Origin of the sequence: Nocardia gamkensis NBRC 108242 (assembly GCF_001612985.1) — a bacterium.
Lineage (GTDB): Bacteria > Actinomycetota > Actinomycetes > Mycobacteriales > Mycobacteriaceae > Nocardia > Nocardia gamkensis.
In genome coordinates, this window is sequence record NZ_BDBM01000020.1 from 90,923 (window position 1) to 114,288 (window position 23,366).

The following is a 23,366-nucleotide window of genomic DNA, read 5'->3' on the forward strand; positions in this document are numbered from 1 at the left end:
GAGGCAGCAAATGAGCAGGAAAAACCGCTCAGCTGCAGCAAGAGAGGCGACACAGTTCGCGTGTCAATGGCAGCCGCAGACCCAGCGCGGCGGTCACGTAAGTGACGCGCAGGAGGTTCGGTCGGCCGGCAGACATGTCATCAAAATTAACACCGATTTCCGCGACGCACCAACCCTCGACGCGCCGTTGTGTGCACAGGCACATTGTTTGCGCAGGTCGCGGGCACGCGAAAAGACCCCGCTGCCCGGAGAGCTCCATGGGGGCGGGGTATTTTCGCGCGGAAGGATTACTTCGGCGCGTTGAACGGCTGATTGATCGTCGTGAAGTACTGGATCGCGGCGCCGATCGCGACCGGTGCGGTGACCAGCAGCTGGCCCGCGAGGGTGCCCAGGGCGCCGACGGCGATGATGCCGCCGAGGCAGCCGATGGCGGCGGCCGGGATGAACGCGCCGAACAGGCCGACGATCGCCGCGGAGGCGACGGTGGCGCCCGCGATGCCGCCGAGCACGCAACCGACCGCACCGCCCGCGATGCCGCCGACGAGCGTGCCGATGGTCGCCCCGGCGGCGATCGTGCTGGTCAGGCGGGTCCAGGCGGCGACCTCACGGTCGTACTCGGTCTTCCACGGCGCCTTGTCCTCGTACGGCAGGGCGACCGGCTTGTAGACCGCGTGCTCCCGGTCGAACAGCGGTGTCAGCGTCGCGCTACGACCGGAAATCTCTGCGGCGATCGGGAATTCGAAGTCCTCCAGCTGAAACCGCAGCGGCTGCGCCGCGAGCACGGTACCGTTGGAGGCCTTCACTTGGAGCACCTCGTCCTCGACCGCGAGCGAACCCGCGTCGGTTTCGATGATCGACTGGGTGTCCGTCGCGTACGCGGTGAAATTGATTGCGCTTTCGGCGCTTTCTTCCGCCGGCGCGGCACCGGATGTGCCCGCGGCCACTCCGGTCGCAATGGTCACCAGCGCCGCCGCCACGGCGAGTTTCCTCATCCTCATGTCCTGCAATCCCTCATCTCAGCTGGAGCCGTTCCAGGCAAAAGCATCAGGCACCGGCTGTGTGAGAACGAGGAAAAAACGCAGGACGATTTCAAATCGGCAACCGGAGAGTTACAGTTGCCGTACTACTTCGCTTTGGCCGCCGCTTTCGCCTGCTTCTTGAATTCCCTTACCTGTGCGAGAGATTCGGCGTCCGTCACGTCGGCAACCGATCGGCGCGAGCCCTCGTCGCCGTACGCGCCCGCCGCCGCGCGCCAGCCTTCCAACTGCACGCCCCGCTGCTTACCCAGCAGAGCCAGAAAGATCTTCGCCTTCTGCTCGCCGTAGCCGGGCAGATCCTTCAGGCGGCGCAGCACCTCTTTCCCGTCCGGGTCGCCCGCCGTCCAGATGTTCTCCGCCTTGCCGTCGTAGTGCTCGATGACGTAGCGCGCCAATTCCTGCGCGCGCCGGGCCATGGACCTGCCGTAGCGGTGGATCGCGGGCGGCGTCGCGGCGAGCTCCTCGAACTCCTGGGGGTCGGCCTCCGCGATGCGCTGGATGTCGAAGCCACCCATCCGGTCGGCGATCTTCTTCGGGCCGCGGAAAGCGTGCTCCATCGGGTACTGCTGGTCCAGGAGCATGCCGAGCAGGGTGGCGAAGTGGTCCTCGGTCAGTAGCTTGTCCGCCTCGGCGTCCTGCGCCAGGCATAGCGTGCGAGTCATCGCCTACCTCCTGCTCGGTGTGCTGGGGACGGGTCGATCATCTCACCGGCGCCGACGAGGCGGGACGCCGCGGGTCGTCGCCGACCGAGATGGAGAGTGACTCACCTCACATTGCCTACGCGCGGGTAGATGACCTGCCGCGTAGGCTCCAGACCATGCCTCAGATGACGGCGACACCGACCAAGACGACGGCAACGGCCAGGGATGGACACGGGCCCATGAACACCTACGCATTGCGCCCCGACCGGTTCGACCGAGCAGGCCAGGACCAACTCGTAGACGTGCGCGACCTACAGGCCGCGCTGCCCGGTATCCGCCGCTTGCGTAGCTGGGCGCATGAAGCGCTCGCGCTGCGGCCCGGCGAGCACGCCCTGGACATCGGCTCCGGCAGCGGGACCGAGGTCGTCACCTTCGCCGAAGCGGTGGGCCCGGACGGCAGCGCGGTCGGGATCGAGCCCGACCCGCATCTGCTCGCCTCCGCCGAGCGCCGCGCCGCCGAGGCCGGCTCGACCGCCAAATTCCACTCCGGGGACGCGTACGGCGTGCCGTTCGGCGCGGAGAGCTTCGACGCCGTCCTGTGCGAACGAGTCTTCCAGCACCTGACCGCGCCCGCCCGCGCGGCCAACGAGATCGCGCGCGTGCTCCGCCCGGGTGGACGCGTCGTCGTGGTGGACAGCGACTGGGGAACGGCGATCATGCACCCCGGTGACCGGCAGGTCGTCCGGGAGGTGATCGACACCCTCGTGTCGGCCACCACCAATCCGTTGTCCGGCCGTCGGCTCCCCGGCCTGCTCACCAAGGCGGGCCTGGTGGTCGACGACATCGGTTCGCATGCCTTGGTGCAGGACCGCAGCGTGGGCGCGGGATCGTTGGTGACCAGGGTCTCGGCGATGGCGGTCGCGCGCGGCGCGATCACCGAGGCGCAGCGCGAACAGCTGCTCACCGACCTGGAGGCGGGCGCGGCCAACGGCGACATCCACCTCTCGGTCACCATGTTCGCCGTCCTCGCGCACAAGCCGCACTGACCCGGCCGATGGCCGTCGACGTGCTCACCGACGTCGTGATCGACCGCTCGCGCGAGCTGGTCGCGGCGTACGCGGCCGATCCGGCGCACGCTCCGGCCTGGTATTCGCGCATCCATGGCGTCACCTGGGAAACCGAGCCGCCGCTGGGCGTCGGCTCGCGCATGGCGTTCGTCGCGCACTTCCTCGGCAACAAACTGACCTACACCTATGAGGTGGTCGCCTACGAGCCCGGCACACGGCTGGTGATGCGCACCGCGCAGGGGCCGTTTCCGATGGAGACGACGTACACCTGGGCGGACACGCCGGAGGGCGGCACCCGTATGACGCTGCGCAACCGCGGCGAGCCGAGCGGATTCGGGAAACTCGCCGCGCCGGTCCTGGAAGCGGCGATCCGGCGGGCGAACCGGGGAGATCTGGCGCGGCTCAAGGAACTGTTGGAGACCGGGTAGACGGCTGCCTCACCGTGTCCCGCCTCTGTCGGCGTCGGATCGAGCGCACAACGGGAATCGCCCGGCACGAATCCGTGCCGGGCGATCACTGTGTTCTCGATCCGTCGCTACTTGCCGAGCAGCTTCTCGGTGGCCGCCAGCAGCACGCAGGTGGCCAAGCCGTCCATCGCCTTCTCCAGCTCGGGCAGCTTCGGGAAGCTCGGGGCGATCCGGATGTTCTTGTCCTCCGGGTCGTTCTTGTACGGGAAGGCCGAACCGGCCGCCGTGAGCGCGATACCCGCCTCCTTCGCGAGCGCGATCACCCGCGCCGCGGTGCCCTCCAGCACGTCCAGGCTGATGAAGTAGCCGCCCTTGGGCTCGGTCCAGGACGCCACCTTGGACGCGCCCAAGCGGTCCTCGAGCACCTTCAGCACCAGGGCGAACTTCGGTTCCAGGATGGCGCGGTGCTTCTGCATGTGCGCGCGCACGCCGTCGGCGTCGCCGAAGAAGCGCAGGTGACGCAGTTGATTGATCTTGTCAGGGCCGATGCTCTTCTTCGCGGCGTGGCTCAGGTACCAGTCCAGGTTCGCCGTGGAACCGCCGAGGAAGCTCACGCCCGCGCCGGCGAAGGTGATCTTCGAAGTGGAGGCGAACACCAACGGGCGGTTCGGATTTCCGGCGGCGGCGGCCAGTCCGAGCACGTCGATCACCGGTGCGGCGGTGTCGGTGAGCGGGTGCACCGCGTACGCGTTGTCCCAGAACAGCCGGAAGTCGGGCGCTGCCGCCGGCATCGAGACCAATTCGCGGACAACGTCTTCGGAGAACACCACGCCGGTCGGGTTGGCGTAGTTCGGCACTGCCCACAGACCCTTGATCTGCGGGTCCTTCGCCAGCAGCTCGGCGATGGCGTGGGTGTCCGGGCCGTCGTGGCGCATCGGGATCGGGATCATCTCGAAGCCGAGCGCCTCGGTGATCGCGAAGTGCCGGTCGTAACCGGGGGCCGGGCACAGGAACTTCAGGGTGTCCTCGGCGGCCCAGCGACGCTCGGAATCATTGGTGCCGTACAGCATCGCGTAGGTGATCACGTCGTGCATCAGCTCGAGGCTGGCGTTGTTGCCCGCGAGCAGATTGTCCACCGGGATGTTCAGCAGCTCGCCGAAGATCGCGCGCAACTCCGGGAGACCGTGCAGGCCACCGTAGTTGCGGCAGTCGGTGCCCGCGCCGTCGCGGAAATCGCCCTCGCCGGGCAGGTGCAGCAGGGCGGCGGACAGGTCGAGTTGCTCCGGCGAAGGTTTTCCCCGGGTCAGGTCCAGCGTGAGCTTCTCGGTCTTGAGCGTCGCGTAGTTCGCGGTCTGGGTGTCGTGCTCGAGCACGAGCTCCTCATGGCTCATCAAACCGATCTGCGTTTGCCGGGGCATCCTGGACAGCCTTTCAAGCAGCTAGGGGACGATGGTCTGGCCGGACCGATGGGCGGCGACCGAACAGTTGTCCATGCAGACGCACATGCATCCGCGGACGGTGTTCACGTTACCCGTGTGATGCCCGGAATTGGAGGCGTTATCCGCCGACGGACGAGGTTCGCCCGGAACCCGGGCCACGCCCAGTCCGCATCGATCGAGCGAAGGCTCGGCAACCGCGCGTACGCCGCGCGAGCCGCAAGATAGGGGACCCCGCGCACCCGGCAGAGCCCGTTGACCCTTGCTGCCTTCCGGCCCTGGGGGAGTTCACAGGATGCGCGCCGCGCGGGATCCGTCGGCCAGTGTAGCGCCTCCGGTCCGCAACACCACCCTCCGGGTCCATCACCCCGCCCGATCAGGTATTTCATCCCCCTCCCCCCACCCTGTTTGGCGACAGACGGGGGGCTACCGGTATGCTGCTCCACGGAGGATTCGCCTAGTGGCCTATGGCGCTCGCCTGGAACGCGGGTTGGGTTAACGCCCTCAGGGGTTCAAATCCCCTATCCTCCGCCACGAAAGGCCGGGTCGGACGCTTGATCGCGTCCGGACCGGCCTTTCGCATGAGATACGCCAGCTCGGCGGCGACCGGGCTCGACGGTGACGTGGGCCACTATCCTCCACGCGAGAATCGCTTCGCCGGAGGCGTTCGCCGTTCGATGGCTACGGGTTCGCGGCGCGGCAGGTCCCCAGAAGCCGAGACGTGCGGGCCGACCCACGGCGTCCGGCAGCGGGGCGAGGCCCCGTTCGTCCGATCTAGGCTGTGCGACTTCCCATTCCGATGGAATGATCGTCCCCGTGACTCAGTGGCTCCCGCTCTTCGGTTCCCTTATCGTCGCCATGGCGGCATTGGTCGGCGTGCTGGTCAACAACCGCACGAACCGGGCAGCGCTCACCGCCGCGGACGAGCGCAACCGCGTCACCCTGGACGCGGCGCAGCGCAGCGTGGAGTCGACCAACGCGGCGGCCGAGCGGCGCGAGCACGACAAATGGCGGCGGGAGTCGGTGCTCACCGCGGTGTCGTCGGTGCTGGCCATCTCGAGCGACGTGCGCCAGCAGTTGTTGCGCTGCGAACGCTGGGAGGCCGACGAGCTGGATCGGGTGGACGAGGAGATCCGGCAGATCATCACCGGCTCGCGAGGTTTCATCAGCAGTTTGCGCGTCGTAGCGCATCGCAAGATCCCCAATCGCTGCGAGGACCTGATGCGGACGCTCACCGCGGCGCTGAACATCAGTTTGCAGCGCCGCAGGATCGAGCTCGACGGCGAGGCCGTCGCCGAGGAGATCACCGAGATCCAGGCGCTGTGGTCGCGGGCGATCGAGAACACCGTCGAGGAGGAACGCTCGGTCATCAACGCCACCCGGCTGGAACTGGAGATCAAGATCTCCGCCGAGGTCCACCAAGCCGCACCCCAGCCCGCCCTCGTCCGTTCTTGACCCGCGGGCGTGCGATCGTCACGCCGGGGCGGAGTCGAGCCGGGCGCGGTGTACTTCCAGCAGCGCGGCGCGGAGGTGAGCGGCGTAGGCGTCGAGATCCGGTAGGACCGCCTGGTCGGCGTGCAGGGAGATGGTGATGGTGTCGCCGAGGCCGTGGACCCCGTGGGTGAGGTGCATGACCGAGCCGAGTGCGGGGAACCCGGCCGTGAAGCGCACCTCCCCGCCGCCGAAGGACAGGTCGGCCGGTCCGCGGTCGACACTGGAGACGACCGTGTGCCCCGCTATCGAGTCGGGAACGGTGTCGAGGGAGTAGCGGTCCACGTCCCGGCGCAGCACCGGGGCGGGGACTGTCGCGGTGACCCGGTCCTGCGCCGACAGCAGCGGATGCCGTGCGCGGACGCGCCGGTCGGCGAGCGCGGCGGCGATCTTGTCGGCGCGCAGGCCCGGATCGGGTTCGTCGATGAAGAGATCGACGCCGAGGCTGCGATAGTTGTTGCGGGGGCGGTCGACCTCGGGAAGGGCCATCGGGACCTGCGCACCGAGACGCTCCACCGGCTCGCCCCGGTCGGCCAGGTAGCGGGCGAGCGCCAGCGACACCGCGGTCAAGACGACGACCGTGACGGTACGACCGGGCACCCGCAGATCTTCCGCCGGGAACACCAGCATCCGAACTTCGTGCCGCGAGATCCCCTGTGTCGTGGTCCGATTCAGCGCGCTCGGCGGGTAACCCTGTCCGGGCGGCGGCAATTCGCCCGCCTCGGTCAACTCCGCCAGCCGCTGCTGGGCTCGAAACGCCTGGTAGCCACGCACCGCCGTCGCGGCAATCCGAACCGGCACGCGCAGCAGACCGACCGCCGAATCGATCAGCACACCGATCGGCAACACGCTTCCCGACACCGCATCACCGATCGTCCGCCCACGCACTACCACCGAGCCGACGCGCGCTCCCGCGGACGACACGCTCGCCGACACTGCGTCACCGATCGTCCGCCCACGGGCCCCCTCCGCCCAGCCGACCCCCTGGGAATCAGCGAGCACCTTTTGCGTGGAAACGTCCAGCGACGATCGATCACTCGGCGTGCTCCGAGCCTCGCCGACCGAACTGCCGGCACCTGCGGCCTCGGTACCGCCGTCGCCTCCGGTCCGCACCCCACCAGGCGCGGGCAACCGTGTTCGGCCTTCGTCCCCCGCCGCGCGATTCTCCATCGCGCCGAACAGCGCGCGCCCGATCGCCGAGGCCCGTCGCCCATCGGCCAGCGCATGGGACATCTGGAGCACCACCACCAGCGCGGGCTCGCCTTCCTGCCCTGGCGCGTCGTCGATCGCGCGGAAGACGTGCAGCCGCCACGGGTGCACGGCGGCATCGACGCCGGTGCCGAGCAGCTCGCCGAGCACGTGCAGCAGGTGCGACCAATTACGCTCCGCCAGTTCGTGTTCCACGAATTGCTCGGCAGCGAATTCACATCGCGTCCAGAACGGGTAATCGACGTCGGCGGGCAGTTCGCGCAGCCGGACCCGGAGGTCCGCGATCCGCGCGCTCCGTTCGGCGATCGCGGCGCGCAGTTCCTCGGTGGGCCGTCCGCGGTCGGCGAAGCAATACAGCAGAAAAAGGTCGTTGCGCGTCCGTTCGGACAGCCAATACATCGTCGCGTCCTGCGGTGCCATGGCGCTCACAAGTAAAACGATATCGACTCGGATCGAACGGCGCCCCGCGATCCGGACAAATGTGAATGATCTTGTTCCACAATTCTTCCGGAGAACCCCATCGATTCCGGCAGACAGCTCTGCTACCGTCTGTAGTAGGAACGGATACCACTCACCCAGGGCGGGGTGTCGGCCATGGCAATAGATCTAGCTCGCAAAATCGCCAATCAAGCCGATGAGGCGGACGAGCGGTATAAGGCCGCCGCGTTCGTGAAGCGGTCGATCAACAAGGTCTTCCCGACCCATTGGTCGTTCCTGCTCGGCGAGATCGCGCTCTACAGCTTCATCATCCTGCTGCTGTCGGGCGTGTACCTGACCCTCTTCTTCGACCCCTCCATGACGGAGGTCGTCTACAACGGCGCCTACCAGCCACTTCGCGGTGTCACCATGTCGCGGGCGTACGAGACGGCGCTCGATCTCTCCTTCGAAGTGCGTGGCGGCCTGTTCGTGCGGCAGGTGCATCACTGGGCGGCGCTGCTGTTCGCCATTTCCATCATCGTGCACTTGTTCCGGATCTTCTTCACCGGCGCGTTCCGCAAGCCGCGTGAGGCGAACTGGGTGATCGGTTCGCTGCTGCTGATCCTGGCGATGTTCGAGGGCTTCTTCGGCTACTCGCTGCCCGACGACCTGCTGTCGGGCACCGGCCTGCGGGCCGCGTTCTCGGGTATCACGATCGGCATCCCGGTCATCGGCACCTGGCTGCACTGGCTGATGTTCGGCGGTGACTTCCCCGGCGAGATCATCATCCCGCGGCTCTACATCGCGCACGTGCTGTTGTTCCCGGGCATCATCCTGGCGTTGATCGCCGCGCACGTGGCGCTGGTCTGGTACCAGAAGCACACCCAGTTCCCCGGCCCGGGCCGGACGGAGAACAACGTGGTGGGCGCCCGGATCGTGCCGGTGTTCGCCGCCGACCAGGGCGCGTTCTTCGCCTTCACCCTGGGCATCGTGGGCATCATGGGCGGCGTGTTCCAGATCAACCCGATCTGGAACCTGGGTCCCTACAACCCCTCGCAGGTGTCGGCGGGTTCGCAGCCGGACTTCTACATGATGTGGACCGACGGCATGGCCCGGTTGATGCCGCCGTGGGAGCTGTATCTGGGCCGCTACACCGTGCCGGCGGTGTTCTGGGTCGCATTGCTCATGGGCTTGGTGTTCACCGTGCTGATCGCCTATCCCTGGATCGAGAAGCGGCTCACCGGCGATAGGAGCGCCCATCACAACCTGCTGCAACGCCCCCGTGACGTGCCCGTTCGCACGGCGATCGGCGCGATGGCGATCGCGTTCTACGTGGTGCTGACGCTGTCGTGCGTCAACGACATCATCGCCTACAAGTTCCAGATCTCTTTGAACGCGACGACATGGGCGGGCCGCATCGGGATCCTGCTCCTGCCTCCGATCGCCTACCTGCTGGCCTACCGCATCTGCCTGGGCTTGCAGCGCAGCGACCGCGCGGTACTCGAGCACGGGGTGGAGACCGGAGTGGTCAAGCGCTTGCCGCACGGCGAGTACATCGAGGTGCATCAACCGCTCGGCCCGGTCGACGGACACGGTCACCCGATCCCGCTGGAGTACCAGGGCGCACCGGTCCCGAAGAAGATGAGCAAGCTGGGCGCGGCGGGCAAGCCGGGCACCGGCAGTTTCCTGCGCGCGGATCCGCGTGCGGAGAGCGTGCGGCACTTCGAGATAGAGCACGAAGAGGAACGCAGGCAGCTCGCCGTGCTGCGCAAGGTTCAGCAACGAGCGAACGGCGACGGAAACGGTTCCGCGCACTGAGGATTCGCGCCGCAGCCGACCCGCCCGTAAACCGCGAAGGCCCCGAGTCCACACGACCCGGGGCCCGCTTTGCCTTGTTCAGGCCATTCCGGAGCGGTTCAGCCGCGCCGGAACTCTCCCGTCGAGAACCCCACTAGGAATGCATCCCACTCGCCCGGCGCAAACGCCAAGACCGGGCCACGTCCACTGTCCTTGGTGTCACGAACCGCGACATTGCCGTCGACGAGAAAAGCGACTTCCACGCAGTTCCCATCCGGACCGCTGTATGTGCTCTTGCGCCACACAGCGCCCGTCCAATCAACCTCCACGGCACTAGCTCCTTTGCTGCGTCGAGAGCGAGATTTCTCCTGACATCGTTCCAGCTAGCATCGGTACTCGACTGGAAAGCCGAATCCCGTGGTGCACCCCGTGCCGGAGCGCACTTTCCCGGTGCGTAGATATCGCACATCGAGTTCGAGAGGAAATTAACCTCGCGCGGGGCCTGTCCCCGCGCGGTAACACTAGCAGGTCCTTCGAAAGTTTGCCCGGCTCTTGCCTATTCAATCATCGCAACCACACACGTTTGCGAAGAGAGGAAGTTGCGGGAGCATTGCCAGCCTCCCTCATCCATTCTGAACACTGGCGTACCACAATGTTTTTAACGGATGTTATTGCTCTGTTATCGGAGCACAATTCACGCTCGCCCACGGGGCGCGTCGACGCGGCCCCTGCGGCCGTGCATGATGGAACCTATGGTCGAACGCGCTCGCGACGACGCAGGTCGCGCCCGTAATGCTCGTCCGCGCGACCGTCTCGGGCGGCCGCTGCCTCCCGGGAGCACCGGAGTTGCCCGAATTCCGGACGATCTCGATCTTCCACCCCAGCAAACCTTGACCTTCGCCCAGCAACTGCTGGACGACGGACTTGCATTCAACGCACACGAGGTTTTAGAGGCCGCATGGAAGAACGGGCCGTTCGCCGAGCGGATGCTGTGGCAAGCGCTCGCGCAGTTCGCTGTCGGGCTGACCCACATACAGCGCGGTAATCCGAAAGGGGCGCGTACACTGCTCGCCCGCGCTGTGTCGCGGTTGACGGCATACCAACCGGAGAGCGGGCGAGCGCCCTACGACATCGACCTCGGCGGATTGGTCGCCCACGCCGAGGCCCTGCTCGCCACGCTGGAGGCAGGCGACGAACCGGCGGATGCCGACCTGCGGCCGCGTCTGCGCGGTTGAGCGCGGCGCTCCTACCATGGCCGACGTGCGCACCACATCGTCCACCGACGGTCCCGTGGCCGAGCCGGGCGCGGGCCGGTATGCGCCGAGCCCGTCCGGGGACCTGCATCTGGGCAATCTCCGCACCGCGCTGCTGGCCTGGGCATTCGCTCGGTCCACCGGCCGCCGCTTCCTGCTGCGGATCGACGACCTGGACCGGGTGCGTCCCGGTGCGGAGCAGCGGCAACTGGACGACCTGACGGCGATCGGCGTGGACTGGGACGGACCCGTGGTACGCCAGTCCGAACGGTTGCCGTGGTACGAGGCGGCCATCGAACGCCTCGCCGCCGCCGGTCTCACCTACGAATGCTTCTGTACCCGAAGGGAAATCCAGAAAGCCGCGACAGCACCGCACGGGCCGATGGGCGCCTACCCCGGCACCTGCCGCACGCTGAGCGACTCGGAACGGGCCCGGCTGCGCACCGAGGGTCGTCCGGCCGCGCTGCGTCTGCGCGCCACGGTGACCGAGTTCGAAGTGCGGGACGAACTGCACGGTCGCTATCGAGGCCCGGTGGACGACGTGGTGCTGCGGCGCGGCGACGGCGTCCCTGCCTACAACCTCGCCGTCGTGGTGGACGACGCGGCACAAGGCGTCGACCAGGTGGTACGCGGCGACGACCTGTTGCCGTCGACCCCGCGCCAGGCCTACCTCGCGACGCTGCTCGGTCTGCCGGTGCCGAGCTACGCCCACGTGCCGCTGGTGCTCAATACGCAGGGGCGGCGACTGGCGAAACGGGATGGGGCGGTGACACTCCGCGAACGGTTGGCGCTCGGCAACACGCCGGAGGAAGTAGTCTCGGCACTGGCCGCTTCGCTCGGCTCGACCGCGACATCGTCGTCCGAGCTACTCGCGTGTTTCGACACCCGGCGGCTGCCCCGCGAACCGTGGATACTCGACGTTCATGGGTTGTTGCGAAGCAGCCCATGTCCGTAACGTACGCATCGTCCAACTACTGATCAATCGACGAGGACAAACAACTATGACAAGCGGTGGGTACGACCCCAACCAGTATCCTCAGGGCGGGCAGCCGTACGGGCAGCCGTACCCGCAGGGGGGCGACCAGTACGGGCAGCAGCCCCAGTACGGCCAGCAGCAGCAGCCCCAGTACGGGCAGCAGCCGCAATACGGCCAGCAGCAGCAGCCCCAGTACGGCCAGCAGCCGCAATACGGTCAGCAGCAGCCCCAGTACGGCCAGGATCCCTACGGTCAGTACCCGCAACAGCCCGGGTTCAACGCCTACGGCGGTCAGCCGGGGGACCTCGGCACGCGCATCGGCGCCCGCGTCATCGACGCGATCATCCTGATGATCCCGTACTTCATCCTGTACATCCTGGTCAACAACTCGGTGGGCCTGACCATCGGGCTCGGCCTGGTGTGGACTCTGGTCCAGCTCGGCTACTTCGTCGGCATGGAGACCTCGCAGGGCACCACGCTCGGCAAGAAGATCCTCGGCCTGAAGGTGCTCGCGCCGGGCGGCGCCCCCAAGATCGACCCGGTCACCTCGCTGAAGCGCAACGCGTTCGTCGCCGCGAACATCATTCCGTGCGTCGGCGGCCTGGTCTCGCTGGGTCTGGCGATCTACATCATGGTCACCATTTCGCAGGACCCGAACAAGCAAGGCTGGCACGACAAGTTCGCCGGCGGCACCCAGGTCGTCAAGGCCTCCTGATCCGCCACAGCGACCTAGGACGCGCAGGGGCGCACCCGAATCGGGTGCGCCCCTGTTGCTTTCCCGGCCGTGCCGCTACGTGCTGGTCGCCCCCGCGATGATCACCACGACGAACCACAGGATGCCGAGCACGATCGCGCCGACACCGATCCAGATGCCCGCCAGCGCCATGCCGCGTCCTTCCTGACCGCTCTGCTTGACCTGATTCAGCGCGATCACCCCGAGGATGATGCCGACGATCGAGCCGAGCCCACAGGTGACGAATCCGACCAGCGACGAGATCAGCGCGCCGATCGCCATGCCGTTGGTGCCCTGCGCCGGGACTCCGTAGGGCTGGTAGGGCGTCTGGTAGCCGTAGTTCGGCTGACCGTACGGCTGTACAGGCTGCTGGTAGGACGGATACTGCGGCTGCGGAGGCGGCGTCATCGGCTGCGAGGGCGGCTGTACCGGGTACTGCGGCGCCGACGGGTAACCCGACGGCTGCTGCTCAGGACTCGGGTACTGCGGGACCGAACTCTGCCCACCGGACTCCGGCGACACGCCTTGGCCGCCGTACTGCTTCCACCACTCGTCGGAATCGCCGGGATTCGTCATTGCTACAGCGTATTCCACAACCTGGTTGGATGATGCGGGTGAGTGAGTCGAAAACCACGCAAGAGCACGGCGGGCCTGGGCGCCCCGCGGACCATGCGGCATTTGCCCAGGTCGCGCGGGGGTACTACGCACCGATCGTGGCCCTGTTCACTGCCACCCTGATCATCTCCAACATCTGCGCCACCAAGGGGGTGGAGTTCCTCGGCGATCGATCGGTGTCGCTCGGGCCGCTACAGGTCCTGCCGATCGCCACCGATGGCGCCTTCTTCCTGTTCCCCTTGGCCTACATCCTCGGCGACGTACTGAGCGAGGTGTACGGCTTCCGCGCCACCCGCCGGGCCATCTACTACGGCTTCGCCGCCCTGCTGCTGACGGTCGTGTGCTTCGCCATCGCGATCCGGCTGCCCGCCGCGAGCTTCTACGACAACCAAGAGGCGTTCCGCACCGTCCTCGGGACGACGCCCCGGCTCGTCATCGCGGGCCTGGCCGGGTACTTCGTCGGCCAGCTGCTGAATTCCGCGACGCTGGTGCTGATCAAGGAGCGGACGAAGGAAAAGTACCTGTGGGCCAGGCTCATCGGATCGACCATCGTCGGCGAGTTCGCCGACACGCTGATCTTCTGCTCCATCGCCGCGGGCGCCATCGGCATCGATACCTGGCAGCAGTTCCTCAACTACGTGATCATCGGGTTCCTCTGGAAGACCCTCTGCGAGGTGATCGTGCTCCCGATCACCTACCGGGTGATCGCGTTGCTCAAGAAGCACGAACCCAGCTACGCGCCGACCGAAGTGGATCCACTGCGCACCTGACGAATTCCCCGACCACCCTGCGGCGCGGGCGCCGCAAGAGACGATCGCGGCTCCGTGGAGCTCCCGATCACCCTTGCGGACCCGCGCCGTCGTGTTCCCGGAAAGCCTTTCCCTTCCCCCAACGCCCTAATGTCTCGGCCTTGTGCTCATCGAAGTAGCCGCCCTCGATGCTGTGCCGGATGCGGTCGACCAGGCGAACCGTGAACCGTTCGTTGTGAATGGTGCACAGCGTGGAGGCGAGCATCTCCTTGGCCTTGAACAGGTGATGGATGTAGGCGCGCGTGTAGTTGGCGCAGGTGTAGCAGTCGCAGTTCTCGTCGATCGGGGTGAAGTCGCGTCGGAAGCGGCTGGTGTTGATGTTGAAACGGCCGGTGTCGAGGTAGATCGCGGCGTTGCGGGCGACCCGGGACGGATTCACGCAGTCGAAGGTGTCCGCGCCGTTCTCGATCGCGGTGAAGATGTCCTCCGGTTCGCTGATGCCGAGCATGTGACGCGGCTTGTCCTCGGGCAGCTCGTCGGAGCACCAACCGACGGTGGCGCCCAGGTTGTGCTTCTCCAGCGCGCCGCCGATGCCGTAACCGTCGAATCCCGTTCCCGCGCTTCCGCGAATCGATTCCAGCCCTCGACATGCCTTCCGGCGCAGGTCCTCGTACTGCGCGCCTTGGATGACGGCGAACAGCGCCTGGTACGGACGGTGCGTGCGCGCGGTGGTCAGCCGTTCGTGCTCATCGATGCAGCGCTGCGCCCACTCGTGCGTGCGCTGTACCGATCGCTCCTGGTAGGCACGGGTGTTGAGCAGCGTGGTGAGTTCATCGAAAGCGAACATGATGTCGGCGCCGAGCTGGTGCTGGATGCCCATCGACACCTCGGGGGTGAACCGGTGCGCGGAGCCGTCGAGGTGGGAGCGGAAGGTGACCCCGTCGTCGTCCACGGTGGCCAGCCGCTCCTTGCCGGGGGCGATCACGTCGTCGCTGCGCACGTCGACCGCCTCCATCGCCAGCACCTTCTTGAAGCCGACCCCCAGTGACATCACCTGGAACCCGCCGCTGTCGGTGAAGGTCGGTCCCGGCCAGTTCATGAACGCGCTGAGCCCGCCCGCCTCGTCCACGATGTCGGCACCCGGTTGCAGGTAGAGGTGGTAGGCGTTGGCCAGCAGCGCCTGGGCGCCGAGTTCCCGCATGGTCTCCGGCAGCACCGCCTTGACCGTCGCCTTGGTGCCCACCGGGATGAACGCGGGCGTGGCGATCGACCCGTGCGGCGTGGCGATCACACCGGACCGGCCGTGCCGCCCTTCCAGGCGCGTACCGACGGTGAAGGAGAAGGATTCGGGACCGGACACCCCGCTATCCTCGCAGTTCGCCGCCCGCCGCCCGAACCAGCCCACCGCTCGCCTGCCTCACACCGCTCCCGCGAACTGGGCGTTGTACAGGCGGTAGTACGCCCCGCGCTCCTCGAGCAAACGCTCATGCGAGCCGTGTTCCACGATCCGGCCCGCCTCCATGACGACGATCAGGTCGGCGTCGCGGATGGTGGACAGGCGGTGGGCGATGACGAAGCTGGTCCGGTCGCGGCGCAGGGCGGCGGTGGCGTGCTGCACCAGCAGCTCGGTGCGGGTGTCCACCGAGCTGGTCGCCTCGTCCAGGATGAGAATGGACGGCTTGGCGAGGAACGCGCGCGCGATGGTGATGAGCTGTTTCTCGCCCGCGCTGACGCCGGAGCCCTCCTCATCGAGGACCGTGTCGTAGCCGTCGGGCAGCGCGTGCACGAAACGATCGACGTAGGCGGCGCGCGCCGCGGCGAGGATCTCTTCCTCGCTCGCGTTCGGGTTGCCGTAGGCGATGTTCTCCCGGATGGTGCCGCGGAACAGCCAGGTGTCCTGCAGCACCATGCCGATGCGCGAGCGCAGATGGTCGCGGGTGATCTCGGTGATGTCGACGCCGTCGATGGTGATCGTGCCCGCGTCCAGTTCGTAGAACCGCATGAGCAGGTTCACCAGCGTGGTCTTGCCCGCGCCGGTGGGCCCGACGATGGCGACCACGTGCCCGGGGTCGGCCACCAGCGACAGTCGCTCGATCACCGGCTTGTCGGGTTCGTAGCGGAACGAGACGGCCTCGAACTCCACCCGGCCGCGGTCGACCGGGCGCGCGTCGGCCATCACCGGGTCCGCGCTCTGCTCCTCGGCGTCGAGGATCTCGAAGATCCGCTCGGCGGAGGCGACGCCGGACTGCAACAGGTTGGCCATCGCGCCGAGCTGGGTCAGCGGCTGACTGAACTGACGGGAGTACTGGATGAACGCCTGCACCTCGCCGAGCGAGAGGCTGCCCGTGGCCACTTTCAGGCCGCCGACCAGCGCGACCAGCACGAAGTTCACGTTCCCGAGGAACATGATCGCGGGCATGATCATGCCCGAGATGAACTGCGCTTTGAAGCTGGCCTGGTAGAGCTGTTCGTTGCGCTGGTCGAACTCCTTGCCGACCTCGCGGTTGCGGCCGAACGCGGTGACCACCTCGTGCCCGGAGTACGCCTCCTCGACCTGGGCGTTGACCAGGCCGGTGTACTTCCACTGGTCGACGAAGTGCGGCTTGGACCGTTTCGCGATCTGCGCGGTGACCACGATGGCGGCGGGCACGGTGAGCAAGGCGATCACCGCGAGCTGCCAGGAGATCCAGAACATCATGACCAGGATGCCGAGCACCGAGAACACCGAGATGAGCAGCTGGCTCATGGTCTGCTGCAGGCTCTGCGAGACGTTGTCGACGTCGTTGGTCACCCGGCTGAGCACGTCACCGCGCGGCGCGGAGTCGAAGTAGCGCAACGGAAGCCGGTGGATCTTTTCCTCGACCTCGCCGCGCAGCCGCTTCACCGTTCGATTGATCACGACGTTGAGCAGGTAGCCCTGCAACCACCCGAACACGGCCGCGCCGATGTACAGCAGGAGCACCAGGGCGAGGACCCGGCCGACCGCGCCGAAGTCCACCCCGACGCCGGGCACCACGTCCATGGCGCCGAGCATGTCGGCGAAGGTGTTGTCGCCCTTGGCTCGCAGGCCTTCGATCGCCTGGTCCTTGGTCACCCCGGACGGCAGCTGTTTGCCGACCACGCCGTCGAAGACGAGGTTGGTCGCCTTGCCGAGGATGTAGGGCCCGATGGTGTTCAGCACCACCGAGACGATGACGAGGGCGATGATCAGCCCGACCTGGAAACGCTCCGGCGCGAGCCTGCGCAGCAGCCGCTTCAGCGATGGTCCGAACGATTTCGCTTTGGTGCCCGGCGCACCGGGAGTGGGCATTCCGGGTCTCATCGCGCCTCCTCGGCACTCAGTTGCGACTCGACGATCTCCCGGTACTCCGAGCAATCCCGCAGCAGTTGTTCATGGGTGCCGATCCCGGCCATCGCGCCGTCCTCGAGCACCACGATCTGATCCGCGTCCCGGATGGTGGCGATGCGCTGCGCGACGATGAGAACCGACGCGTCCGAGGTCTCCGGCTTCAGCGCCTCGCGCAGCCTGGCGTCGGTCGCGACGTCGAGCGCGGAGAACGAGTCGTCGAACAAATAAACCCTCGGTTTCTTCACCAGCGCTCGCGCGATGGCCAACCGCTGGCGCTGACCTCCGGAAACGGTGGTGCCGCCCTGAGCGACAGGTGTCTGCAACCCCTCCGGCATCTCCCGGACGAAATCAGCGGCCTGCGCGATCTCGAGTGCGCGCCAGAGTTCGTCGTCGGTGGCGTGCGGATTGCCGTAGCGCAGATTGCTCGCGATCGTGCCGGAGAAGAGGTACCCCTTCTGCGGGACGAGGCCGATCTGCGAACGCAATACCTCCAGGTCGATGTGGCGAACGTCGGTGCCGCCGACGTAGACCGCGCCGTCGGTGACGTCCATCAGCCGGGGAATGAGGTTGATCAGCGTGGTTTTCCCGGCGCCGGTGGAGCCGACTATGGCGGTGGTGGTGCCGGGACGCACCTGGAAACGGATGGCCTCCAGCACCGGCTTGTCCGCACCGGGGAAGGCGAACTCGGCGAACTGGAAGTCGACGACGGCCGGGTCGTCGGTGAACGGCTGCGGCAAGCGCGGCGGGTGCACCGAGGATTCGGTGTCGAGCACCTCGCCGATCCGGTCGGCGGAGACCGCGGCACGCGGCGCCATCATGGCCAGGAACGAGGCCATCATCACGGCCATCAGGATCTGCATGATGTAGGACAGCATCGCGGTGAGCGAACCGATCTGCATGTGCCCGGCGTCGATCGCGTGCCCGCCGAACCAGATCACCGCGACCGCGGTGACATTGCTGATCAGCATGACCGTGGGGAACATCAGCGCCATCAACCGGCCGACCCGCAGCGCGGTGTCGGTGAGTTCGGTGTTGGCCAGCCCGAAGCGCCAGGTCTCCTGCCGTTCCCGTACGAACGCCCGCACCACGCGGATACCGGTGATCTGCTCGCGCAGTATCCGATTCACCTCATCGATCCTGGCCTGCATGTCGCGGAAGCCGGGCACCATCTTGGAGATGATCACGCCCATGGCCGCCGCCAGCGCGGGCACCGCGATCAGCAGCAGCCAGGACAGCCCGAGATCCTCGCGCAAGGCCATGATGATGCCGCCCACGCACATGATCGGCGCCATCACCAGGATGGTCGCCGACATCACGATGAGCAGCTGAACCTGCTGAATGTCGTTGGTATTGCGGGTGATCAGCGAGGGCGCGCCGAACATCCCCACTTCGCGCGCGGAGAACGTGCCGACGCGGTGCAGCAGCGCGCCGCGCAGGTCGCGGCCCGCGCCCATGGCCGCCTGCGCGCCGAGATAGACCGAAGCGGCCGAGGCGACGATCTGCACGCCCGTGACCGCGAGCATCCACAAGCCGGTGGTCCAGATGTAGCCGAGATCACCTTTGGTGACGCCGTTGTCGATCAAATCCGCGTTCAGGCTGGGCAGATACAGCATCGCGATCACGGAAACCAGCTGAAGCGCAACGACCCCCGCCAGCTGGGCGCGGTAAGGGTACAGATGCGAACGAAGGAGTCTGGTCAGCATGATGAATCGCAGGCTACCGGCTGTCGGCGCGAGGCGTCGCGAAGATTTCTGACCTGCATGAATGCTCTCCCGTCGGAGTGTGCGGAGCTAGCGGCGCGCCCAAGCGCCCGGGTCTTCGGTGAGCGCCTCGACGAATCCGGGCAGCCGATCGTTCGCGATGTCGGCGATGGTGACGTTCTCCAGCACCGCCCGGATGTTGACCCGCAGCGCGATCCACACCCGCTGCAACGGTTCGGCCGCACCGGAATAGCGGACGTCCTCGGGCCGGGCGCCGCGCACCGACGCCAGCGGGCCCTCGATCGCGCGGATCACGTCGGCGATGGAGATGTCGGCCGCGGCCCTGGCCAGCCAGTAGCCGCCGTCCGGACCGCGCCTGCTGATCACCAGTTCGGCTCGGCGCAGCTCGCCGAGCACGGACTCGAGCACCTTCGGCGGAATCCGCTGGGCGGTGGCGATCGCTTCGGCCTTGACCACGGGCGCGGCCTGCACGAGGGGCGCGCCGAGCCCGACGACGGACTGGTCCAGTCGCGGCGCACTGGCGATCTCGAGCAGCGTCCGCACCGCGTAATCGACCTTCGCGGTGATGTGCACAGCAGCGACTCCTGGCGTCGAGGGGATAGCTCGAATCTACGCGCCGCCGCCTGCCAGTACGCAGGTCGCGGCATCCAGCAGTGAGGATTCCACCAGTGAATCGTTCGCACCAGGCACGAGTTCCTTGGACACCAGCGCGACACCGATCACCTCGAGGGCGGCACAGGCGCGCAGCTGCGCCTCCTCGGTGGCGTCCGGACCGGCCAGCCACTCGCGCAGCGCCCGACTGGCGTCCATGAGATCCGGATAGCGGTCGGCCATGGCGTTGATGATGGCGACGGTGTCGCGCACGACCAGCGCCCCGGCGTCACGGTGATGAATCAGGCCGCGCAGATAGGTGCGCAGCACCTGGCGGATGCTCTCGGCGTCGTGCGGTACCTGGTCGAGATCGTTCACCACCGAACGCATGTGATCGACGATCGGATCGATGATCGCCAATAGCAGGTCGAGCTTCGACGCGTAGTGATAGTAGAGCGACGCCTTTGTGATTCCTACCGCATCCGCGACCTCGCGCAAGCTGGTCTGCTCGAATCCTTTGGCCCCGAACAGCTTCACCGCGGCGTCTCGAATCGCGCTTTTAGTGCCTCCACCTGCGGCGATAGCGCCGGGTGCGTCACGCACAGACATTCGACGATCCTCTCATCACCTTCGCGTCGAGCGAACGTCGCCCGCAAAATAGAGGTTGTTCCTCCGCTTAGCTCCTGGGTAGTCTACCTACCGCACGGTAGGCAGAAAGCGTCAGTGGAGGCGGAGGTAGGCAGGGCACCCCCGCGAGTGCTGTCTACACGCAGACCCAGCACGATCCCAGTCATCGCTAGGAGAACCACTCGTGTCCGTTTATCTGTACAGATGGGGAAAGTTCGCTTTCCGCCGGAAATGGATAGTCCTTCCTGTCTGGCTCGTCTTGTTCGTGCTCCTAGGTGGTCTCGGGGCACAGCTCAGCAAGCCGATGAGCAACGACTTCAGCATGCCGAATCTGCCGTCCGAACGTGCCAACGAGATCCTCGACAAGCACTTCCCGGGCGCCTCCGCCGCGTTCAAGTTCGACGCCGTCACCGGCACCTATGTCGCCGCGGCCCCGGAGGGACAGAAGCTGACCGACCCGGCGAACCGTGCGGCGCTGGACGCGTTCATCGCCGATCTCGGCCGGCTCGACATCGTCGATCACAGCAAACCCATCGTCAATCCGGTCGAAGCGGCCGACAAGATGGGCTGCCTGGCCACCCCCGACCCCGCGCAGTGCAGTGGCGCCCCGCTGAACGTGCTCAGCCGGACCGCGCCCGCGACCGTCGCGGTGATCAACGTCCCGTTCACGATCGCGAAGTTCACCGACGTGACCGACGCGCACCGGGAGGAGGCGTACGCCGCCGCCTCCGGCGCGCGTAACGCCGGGCTCACGGTCGAGATGAGCGGCTCGATCGCGCAGAAGCAGGAAGCGCCCAGCGGCAAGTCCGAGATGATCGGTATGGCCGTCGCGCTGGTCGTGATGATCGTCGCGTTCGGCGCCATCGTCGCGGCGTTCGTGCCGATCGTCACCGCGATCGTCGGTCTCGGCGCGGCCACCTCGCTGATCATGCTGGGCACCTCGGTGATCGATATCCCCAGCTTCACCACGTTCCTCGCCTCGATGATCGGCATCGCGCTGTCCATCGACTACGCGCTGTTCATCGTGTCCAGGTACAAGCACGAACTCGCGGTCCAGGACTCGCCGGAAGAGGCCGCGGGCACCGCGCTGGGCACGGCCGGTTCCGCCGTCGTGTTCGCCGGTCTGACCGTCATCATCGCGCTGGCCGGCCTGAGCATCGTCGGCGTCCAGTTCATGACCTTCATGGGCCTCGGCGGCGCGATCGCCGCCGGTTTCGCGGTGCTCACCGCGATCACGCTGATGCCCGCGCTGCTCGGCGCGTTCGGTCGCTTCCTGTTCAAGCCGAAGCTGCCGGTCGTCGCCCAGCACGATCCCGAGGACGAGACCTCGGTCACCAACGGCATGCGCTTCGGCAGGCTGATCGGCCGCGTGCCGTGGGTCGCGCTGATCCTGAGCGTCGTGGTGCTCGGCGCGCTCGCCGCCCCCGCGGCCGGCCTGAACCTCGGCCTGCCCGGCGACGACAGCATGCCGAAGACCTCCACCATCCGGAAGGCCTACGAGCTGCGCACCGAGGGCTTCGGCGAGGGCAGCAACGGCATACTGAACGTGGCCGTCGACCTGAGCGCCGTGCCCGCCGAGAACCGGGACGCGGCGGTGCGGGCGCTGCGCGACAAGCTCGCGTCCTACCCCGGCATGGACTACGTCACCGAGCCGCAGTGGAGCCAGGACCAGCAGGGCGCGCTGCTGGACGGCGTCCCGAAGTCCGGGCCCAACAACCAGGCCACCAAGGACCTGGTGCAGGACGCCAGGGAGGCCGAAGGCCAGCTGAAGGCCGAGTACGGCATCGAATACGGCATCACCGGCACCACGGCGATCTACGCCGACGTCGACCATGTGCTGCTCAGCAAGATCGTGCCCTACCTGGCGATCGTGGCGGGCGCGGCGTTCGTCCTGCTGATCCTGGTGTTCCGGTCGATCCTGGTGCCGCTCACCGCGGCGCTCGGGTTCCTGCTGTCGATGGCGGCGACCTTCGGCGCGACCGTGCTGATCTTCCAGGAGGGCAAGCTCGGCCTGATCGAGGACCCGCATCCGCTGGTCAGCTTCATGCCGATCATGCTGATCGGCCTGGTGTTCGGCCTCGCGATGGACTACCAGGTCTTCCTGGTGACCCGGATGCGCGAGGAGTTCGTGCACGGCAGGTCGGCCAAGGACGCGGTGGTCGCCGGCTACCATCACGGCGCGCGCGTGGTGACCTCGGCGGCGATCATCATGATCTCGGTGTTCGGCTCCTTCCTGCTGGAGACCGACGTGACCGCGAAGTCGTTCGGCTTCGCCTTGGCGGTGGGCGTGCTGCTGGACGCGTTCATCGTCCGGATGGTGCTGATTCCGTCGCTGCTGGTGATCATGGGCAAGTGGTCGTGGTGGATGCCGAAGTGGCTCGACCGCATCCTGCCCGACATCGACGTCGAGGGCTCGAAGCTGCGTGAGTTGCAGCGGCGTTCGGCCGAGACGGTGAAGGAACCGGTCGGCGTCAGCTGATTCGTCGCCCATGGCTCGGCCCCGCATCCGGACTCCGGATGCGGGGCCGAGTGCGTTTCACCCGCTCGGTTGCGGAAGTTCGCAGTCGCCCACTCGCGGATTCACCCCGACGTAGTTGAGCGGGCCCGCGAGGGCGGTGAGACCGATCGTGCCCCAACCGGCGCAGTTCAGCGGGGGGCCGCTGTCGAAATAATGCCGTTGACCGGCCGCGAGCAACCCGATCGCCAGCCAGGCCAGCAGCAGGAAGCCGAATACCCGGGAGCCGGCGCCCGGGCCGCGTCTGGCACGCGCACGGGATTCGTAGTCGCGCATTTCATCGGTTCCTTCCGTGCACCCCGTAAGAGGGAATACCCGGCCGCACCGACAGCTATCCAACAAAGACCAGCGAGATCCCAGGAATTCATAAACAGCAAATATTCAGTTCACATCAGGGACCGCCCGGCTCACAGCTCGTCCGAGCATACGAATAGGGACGGCCGGGTGGGCATGCCCACCCGGCCGTCCCTATTCACTCGATCGAACTACGGACTGGGTTGCGGGACATTGCAATCCGCGACCTTCGGATTCACGCCCATGTAGTTGAGCGGTCCCGCGATGACAGTGACGGCGATGGTGCCGAAACCGGCGCAGTTCACCGGTCCACTGTCGAAGTAGTGGCGTTGTGCTGCGGCGATCACGCCGATCAGCAACCAGATCAAGACGATTACACTTCCGATTCTCATGTTTCTCTCGCGCATCGTTCCCGCGCGGACTGTCCGACGGCGCATCTGG

General features: G+C 66.9%; 22 protein-coding genes, 1 tRNA gene and 1 other RNA gene. 10 read left to right on the forward strand and 14 right to left on the reverse strand.

Annotation, left to right across the window (positions count from 1 at the left end):
- Positions 1 to 287 precede the first annotated feature (287 nt).
- Both NG1_RS18150 and NG1_RS18155 read right to left on the reverse strand, forming a co-directional pair.
- Positions 288 to 998, reverse strand: coding sequence for a DUF8020 domain-containing protein (locus NG1_RS18150; RefSeq protein WP_062972353.1), 711 nt, complete (start codon positions 996 to 998; stop codon positions 288 to 290).
- A 125-nt stretch (positions 999 to 1,123) separates the two neighbouring features.
- A complete protein-coding gene (locus tag NG1_RS18155) occupies positions 1,124 to 1,699 on the reverse strand; it encodes an HhH-GPD-type base excision DNA repair protein (RefSeq protein WP_040864395.1) in 576 nt (191 codons plus the stop codon).
- A 218-nt stretch (positions 1,700 to 1,917) separates the two neighbouring features.
- On the opposite strand from NG1_RS18155, the gene NG1_RS18160 reads away from it, so the two are divergent.
- Positions 1,918 to 2,724, forward strand: a complete 807-nt coding sequence (locus NG1_RS18160) for a methyltransferase domain-containing protein (protein ID WP_062972355.1) — start codon at positions 1,918 to 1,920, stop codon at positions 2,722 to 2,724.
- 8 nt (positions 2,725 to 2,732) lie between these two features.
- Positions 2,733 to 3,173: an SRPBCC family protein gene (locus tag NG1_RS18165; protein ID WP_062972357.1), complete on the forward strand. Its 441-nt coding sequence runs from the start codon at positions 2,733 to 2,735 to the stop codon at positions 3,171 to 3,173.
- 107 nt (positions 3,174 to 3,280) lie between these two features.
- Here the strand turns inward: NG1_RS18165 and NG1_RS18170 are convergent, their stop codons facing one another.
- Positions 3,281 to 4,570: an aspartate aminotransferase type Ic gene (locus NG1_RS18170; RefSeq protein ID WP_062972359.1), complete on the reverse strand. Its 1,290-nt coding sequence runs from the start codon at positions 4,568 to 4,570 to the stop codon at positions 3,281 to 3,283.
- A 241-nt stretch (positions 4,571 to 4,811) separates the two neighbouring features.
- Positions 4,812 to 4,906, reverse strand: an RNA gene (gene ffs, locus NG1_RS18175) — signal recognition particle sRNA small type.
- A gap of 128 nt (positions 4,907 to 5,034) precedes the next feature.
- Here ffs and NG1_RS18180 point away from each other — a divergent pair.
- Positions 5,035 to 5,122 (forward strand) — tRNA-Ser (locus tag NG1_RS18180).
- 282 nt (positions 5,123 to 5,404) lie between these two features.
- Entirely contained in the window at positions 5,405 to 6,043 is a 639-nt protein-coding gene (locus NG1_RS18185) for a hypothetical protein (RefSeq protein WP_157114104.1), read from the forward strand.
- Between the two features lie 18 nt (positions 6,044 to 6,061).
- Here the strand turns inward: NG1_RS18185 and NG1_RS18190 are convergent, their stop codons facing one another.
- Positions 6,062 to 7,708 carry a WS/DGAT domain-containing protein gene (locus tag NG1_RS18190; protein WP_062972363.1) on the reverse strand — a complete coding sequence of 549 codons (1,647 nt, stop codon included), beginning with the start codon at positions 7,706 to 7,708 and terminating at the stop codon, positions 6,062 to 6,064.
- A 174-nt stretch (positions 7,709 to 7,882) separates the two neighbouring features.
- On the opposite strand from NG1_RS18190, the gene qcrB reads away from it, so the two are divergent.
- Positions 7,883 to 9,523 (forward strand): cytochrome bc1 complex cytochrome b subunit, encoded by a 1,641-nt coding sequence (qcrB, locus tag NG1_RS18195; RefSeq protein ID WP_062972365.1) that lies wholly within the window; start codon positions 7,883 to 7,885, stop codon positions 9,521 to 9,523.
- Positions 9,524 to 9,621: 98 nt separating this feature from the next.
- On the opposite strand, the gene NG1_RS35740 is transcribed toward qcrB, so the two are convergent.
- Positions 9,622 to 9,831 (reverse strand): DUF397 domain-containing protein, encoded by a 210-nt coding sequence (locus tag NG1_RS35740; RefSeq protein ID WP_084499005.1) that lies wholly within the window; start codon positions 9,829 to 9,831, stop codon positions 9,622 to 9,624.
- A 423-nt stretch (positions 9,832 to 10,254) separates the two neighbouring features.
- On the opposite strand from NG1_RS35740, the gene NG1_RS18200 reads away from it, so the two are divergent.
- From NG1_RS18200 to NG1_RS18210, 3 genes are read left to right on the forward strand one after another with little or no spacing between them, the layout of a single operon-like run.
- Positions 10,255 to 10,737, forward strand: a complete 483-nt coding sequence (locus NG1_RS18200; protein ID WP_062972367.1) for a DUF309 domain-containing protein — start codon at positions 10,255 to 10,257, stop codon at positions 10,735 to 10,737.
- Between the two features lie 25 nt (positions 10,738 to 10,762).
- Complete coding sequence (gene gluQRS, locus NG1_RS18205; protein ID WP_373686173.1) at positions 10,763 to 11,710, forward strand: tRNA glutamyl-Q(34) synthetase GluQRS; 948 nt, start codon at positions 10,763 to 10,765, stop codon at positions 11,708 to 11,710.
- Between the two features lie 46 nt (positions 11,711 to 11,756).
- The gene (locus NG1_RS18210) at positions 11,757 to 12,446 is read left to right on the forward strand and encodes an RDD family protein (protein WP_062972371.1); all 690 of its coding nucleotides are present in this window, start codon (positions 11,757 to 11,759) and stop codon (positions 12,444 to 12,446) included.
- 75 nt (positions 12,447 to 12,521) lie between these two features.
- Here NG1_RS18210 and NG1_RS18215 read toward each other — a convergent pair whose 3' ends face one another.
- Positions 12,522 to 13,040 carry a DUF4190 domain-containing protein gene (locus NG1_RS18215; RefSeq protein ID WP_040864386.1) on the reverse strand — a complete coding sequence of 173 codons (519 nt, stop codon included), beginning with the start codon at positions 13,038 to 13,040 and terminating at the stop codon, positions 12,522 to 12,524.
- 29 nt (positions 13,041 to 13,069) lie between these two features.
- Between NG1_RS18215 and NG1_RS18220 the strand changes: the two genes are divergently transcribed.
- Positions 13,070 to 13,849, forward strand: a complete 780-nt coding sequence (locus NG1_RS18220) for a queuosine precursor transporter (RefSeq protein ID WP_157114106.1) — start codon at positions 13,070 to 13,072, stop codon at positions 13,847 to 13,849.
- Positions 13,850 to 13,916: 67 nt separating this feature from the next.
- On the opposite strand, the gene tgt is transcribed toward NG1_RS18220, so the two are convergent.
- The 5 genes from tgt to NG1_RS18245 all read right to left on the reverse strand — a co-directional run bounded on the left by tgt (position 13,917) and on the right by NG1_RS18245 (position 20,098).
- Positions 13,917 to 15,188: a tRNA guanosine(34) transglycosylase Tgt gene (gene tgt / locus NG1_RS18225; RefSeq protein ID WP_062972373.1), complete on the reverse strand. Its 1,272-nt coding sequence runs from the start codon at positions 15,186 to 15,188 to the stop codon at positions 13,917 to 13,919.
- Between the two features lie 57 nt (positions 15,189 to 15,245).
- Positions 15,246 to 17,150: an ABC transporter ATP-binding protein gene (locus NG1_RS18230; RefSeq protein WP_062972375.1), complete on the reverse strand. Its 1,905-nt coding sequence runs from the start codon at positions 17,148 to 17,150 to the stop codon at positions 15,246 to 15,248.
- On the reverse strand, positions 17,147 to 18,880 hold the full coding sequence (locus tag NG1_RS18235) for an ABC transporter ATP-binding protein (protein ID WP_062972377.1): 1,734 nt from the start codon (positions 18,878 to 18,880) through the stop codon (positions 17,147 to 17,149). The genes NG1_RS18230 and NG1_RS18235 overlap by 4 nt, the downstream gene beginning before the upstream one ends.
- A gap of 87 nt (positions 18,881 to 18,967) precedes the next feature.
- A complete protein-coding gene (locus NG1_RS18240) occupies positions 18,968 to 19,471 on the reverse strand; it encodes an RrF2 family transcriptional regulator (protein WP_062972379.1) in 504 nt (167 codons plus the stop codon).
- Between the two features lie 36 nt (positions 19,472 to 19,507).
- Positions 19,508 to 20,098: a TetR/AcrR family transcriptional regulator gene (locus NG1_RS18245; protein WP_062972381.1), complete on the reverse strand. Its 591-nt coding sequence runs from the start codon at positions 20,096 to 20,098 to the stop codon at positions 19,508 to 19,510.
- A gap of 202 nt (positions 20,099 to 20,300) precedes the next feature.
- Between NG1_RS18245 and NG1_RS18250 the strand changes: the two genes are divergently transcribed.
- A complete protein-coding gene (locus tag NG1_RS18250) occupies positions 20,301 to 22,595 on the forward strand; it encodes an MMPL family transporter (RefSeq protein ID WP_062972383.1) in 2,295 nt (764 codons plus the stop codon).
- A 57-nt stretch (positions 22,596 to 22,652) separates the two neighbouring features.
- Here NG1_RS18250 and NG1_RS18255 read toward each other — a convergent pair whose 3' ends face one another.
- Positions 22,653 to 22,907 (reverse strand): hypothetical protein, encoded by a 255-nt coding sequence (locus NG1_RS18255; RefSeq protein WP_062972385.1) that lies wholly within the window; start codon positions 22,905 to 22,907, stop codon positions 22,653 to 22,655.
- A 209-nt stretch (positions 22,908 to 23,116) separates the two neighbouring features.
- Positions 23,117 to 23,317: a hypothetical protein gene (locus NG1_RS18260; protein WP_040864380.1), complete on the reverse strand. Its 201-nt coding sequence runs from the start codon at positions 23,315 to 23,317 to the stop codon at positions 23,117 to 23,119.
- Between the last annotated feature and the right edge of the window lie 49 nt (positions 23,318 to 23,366).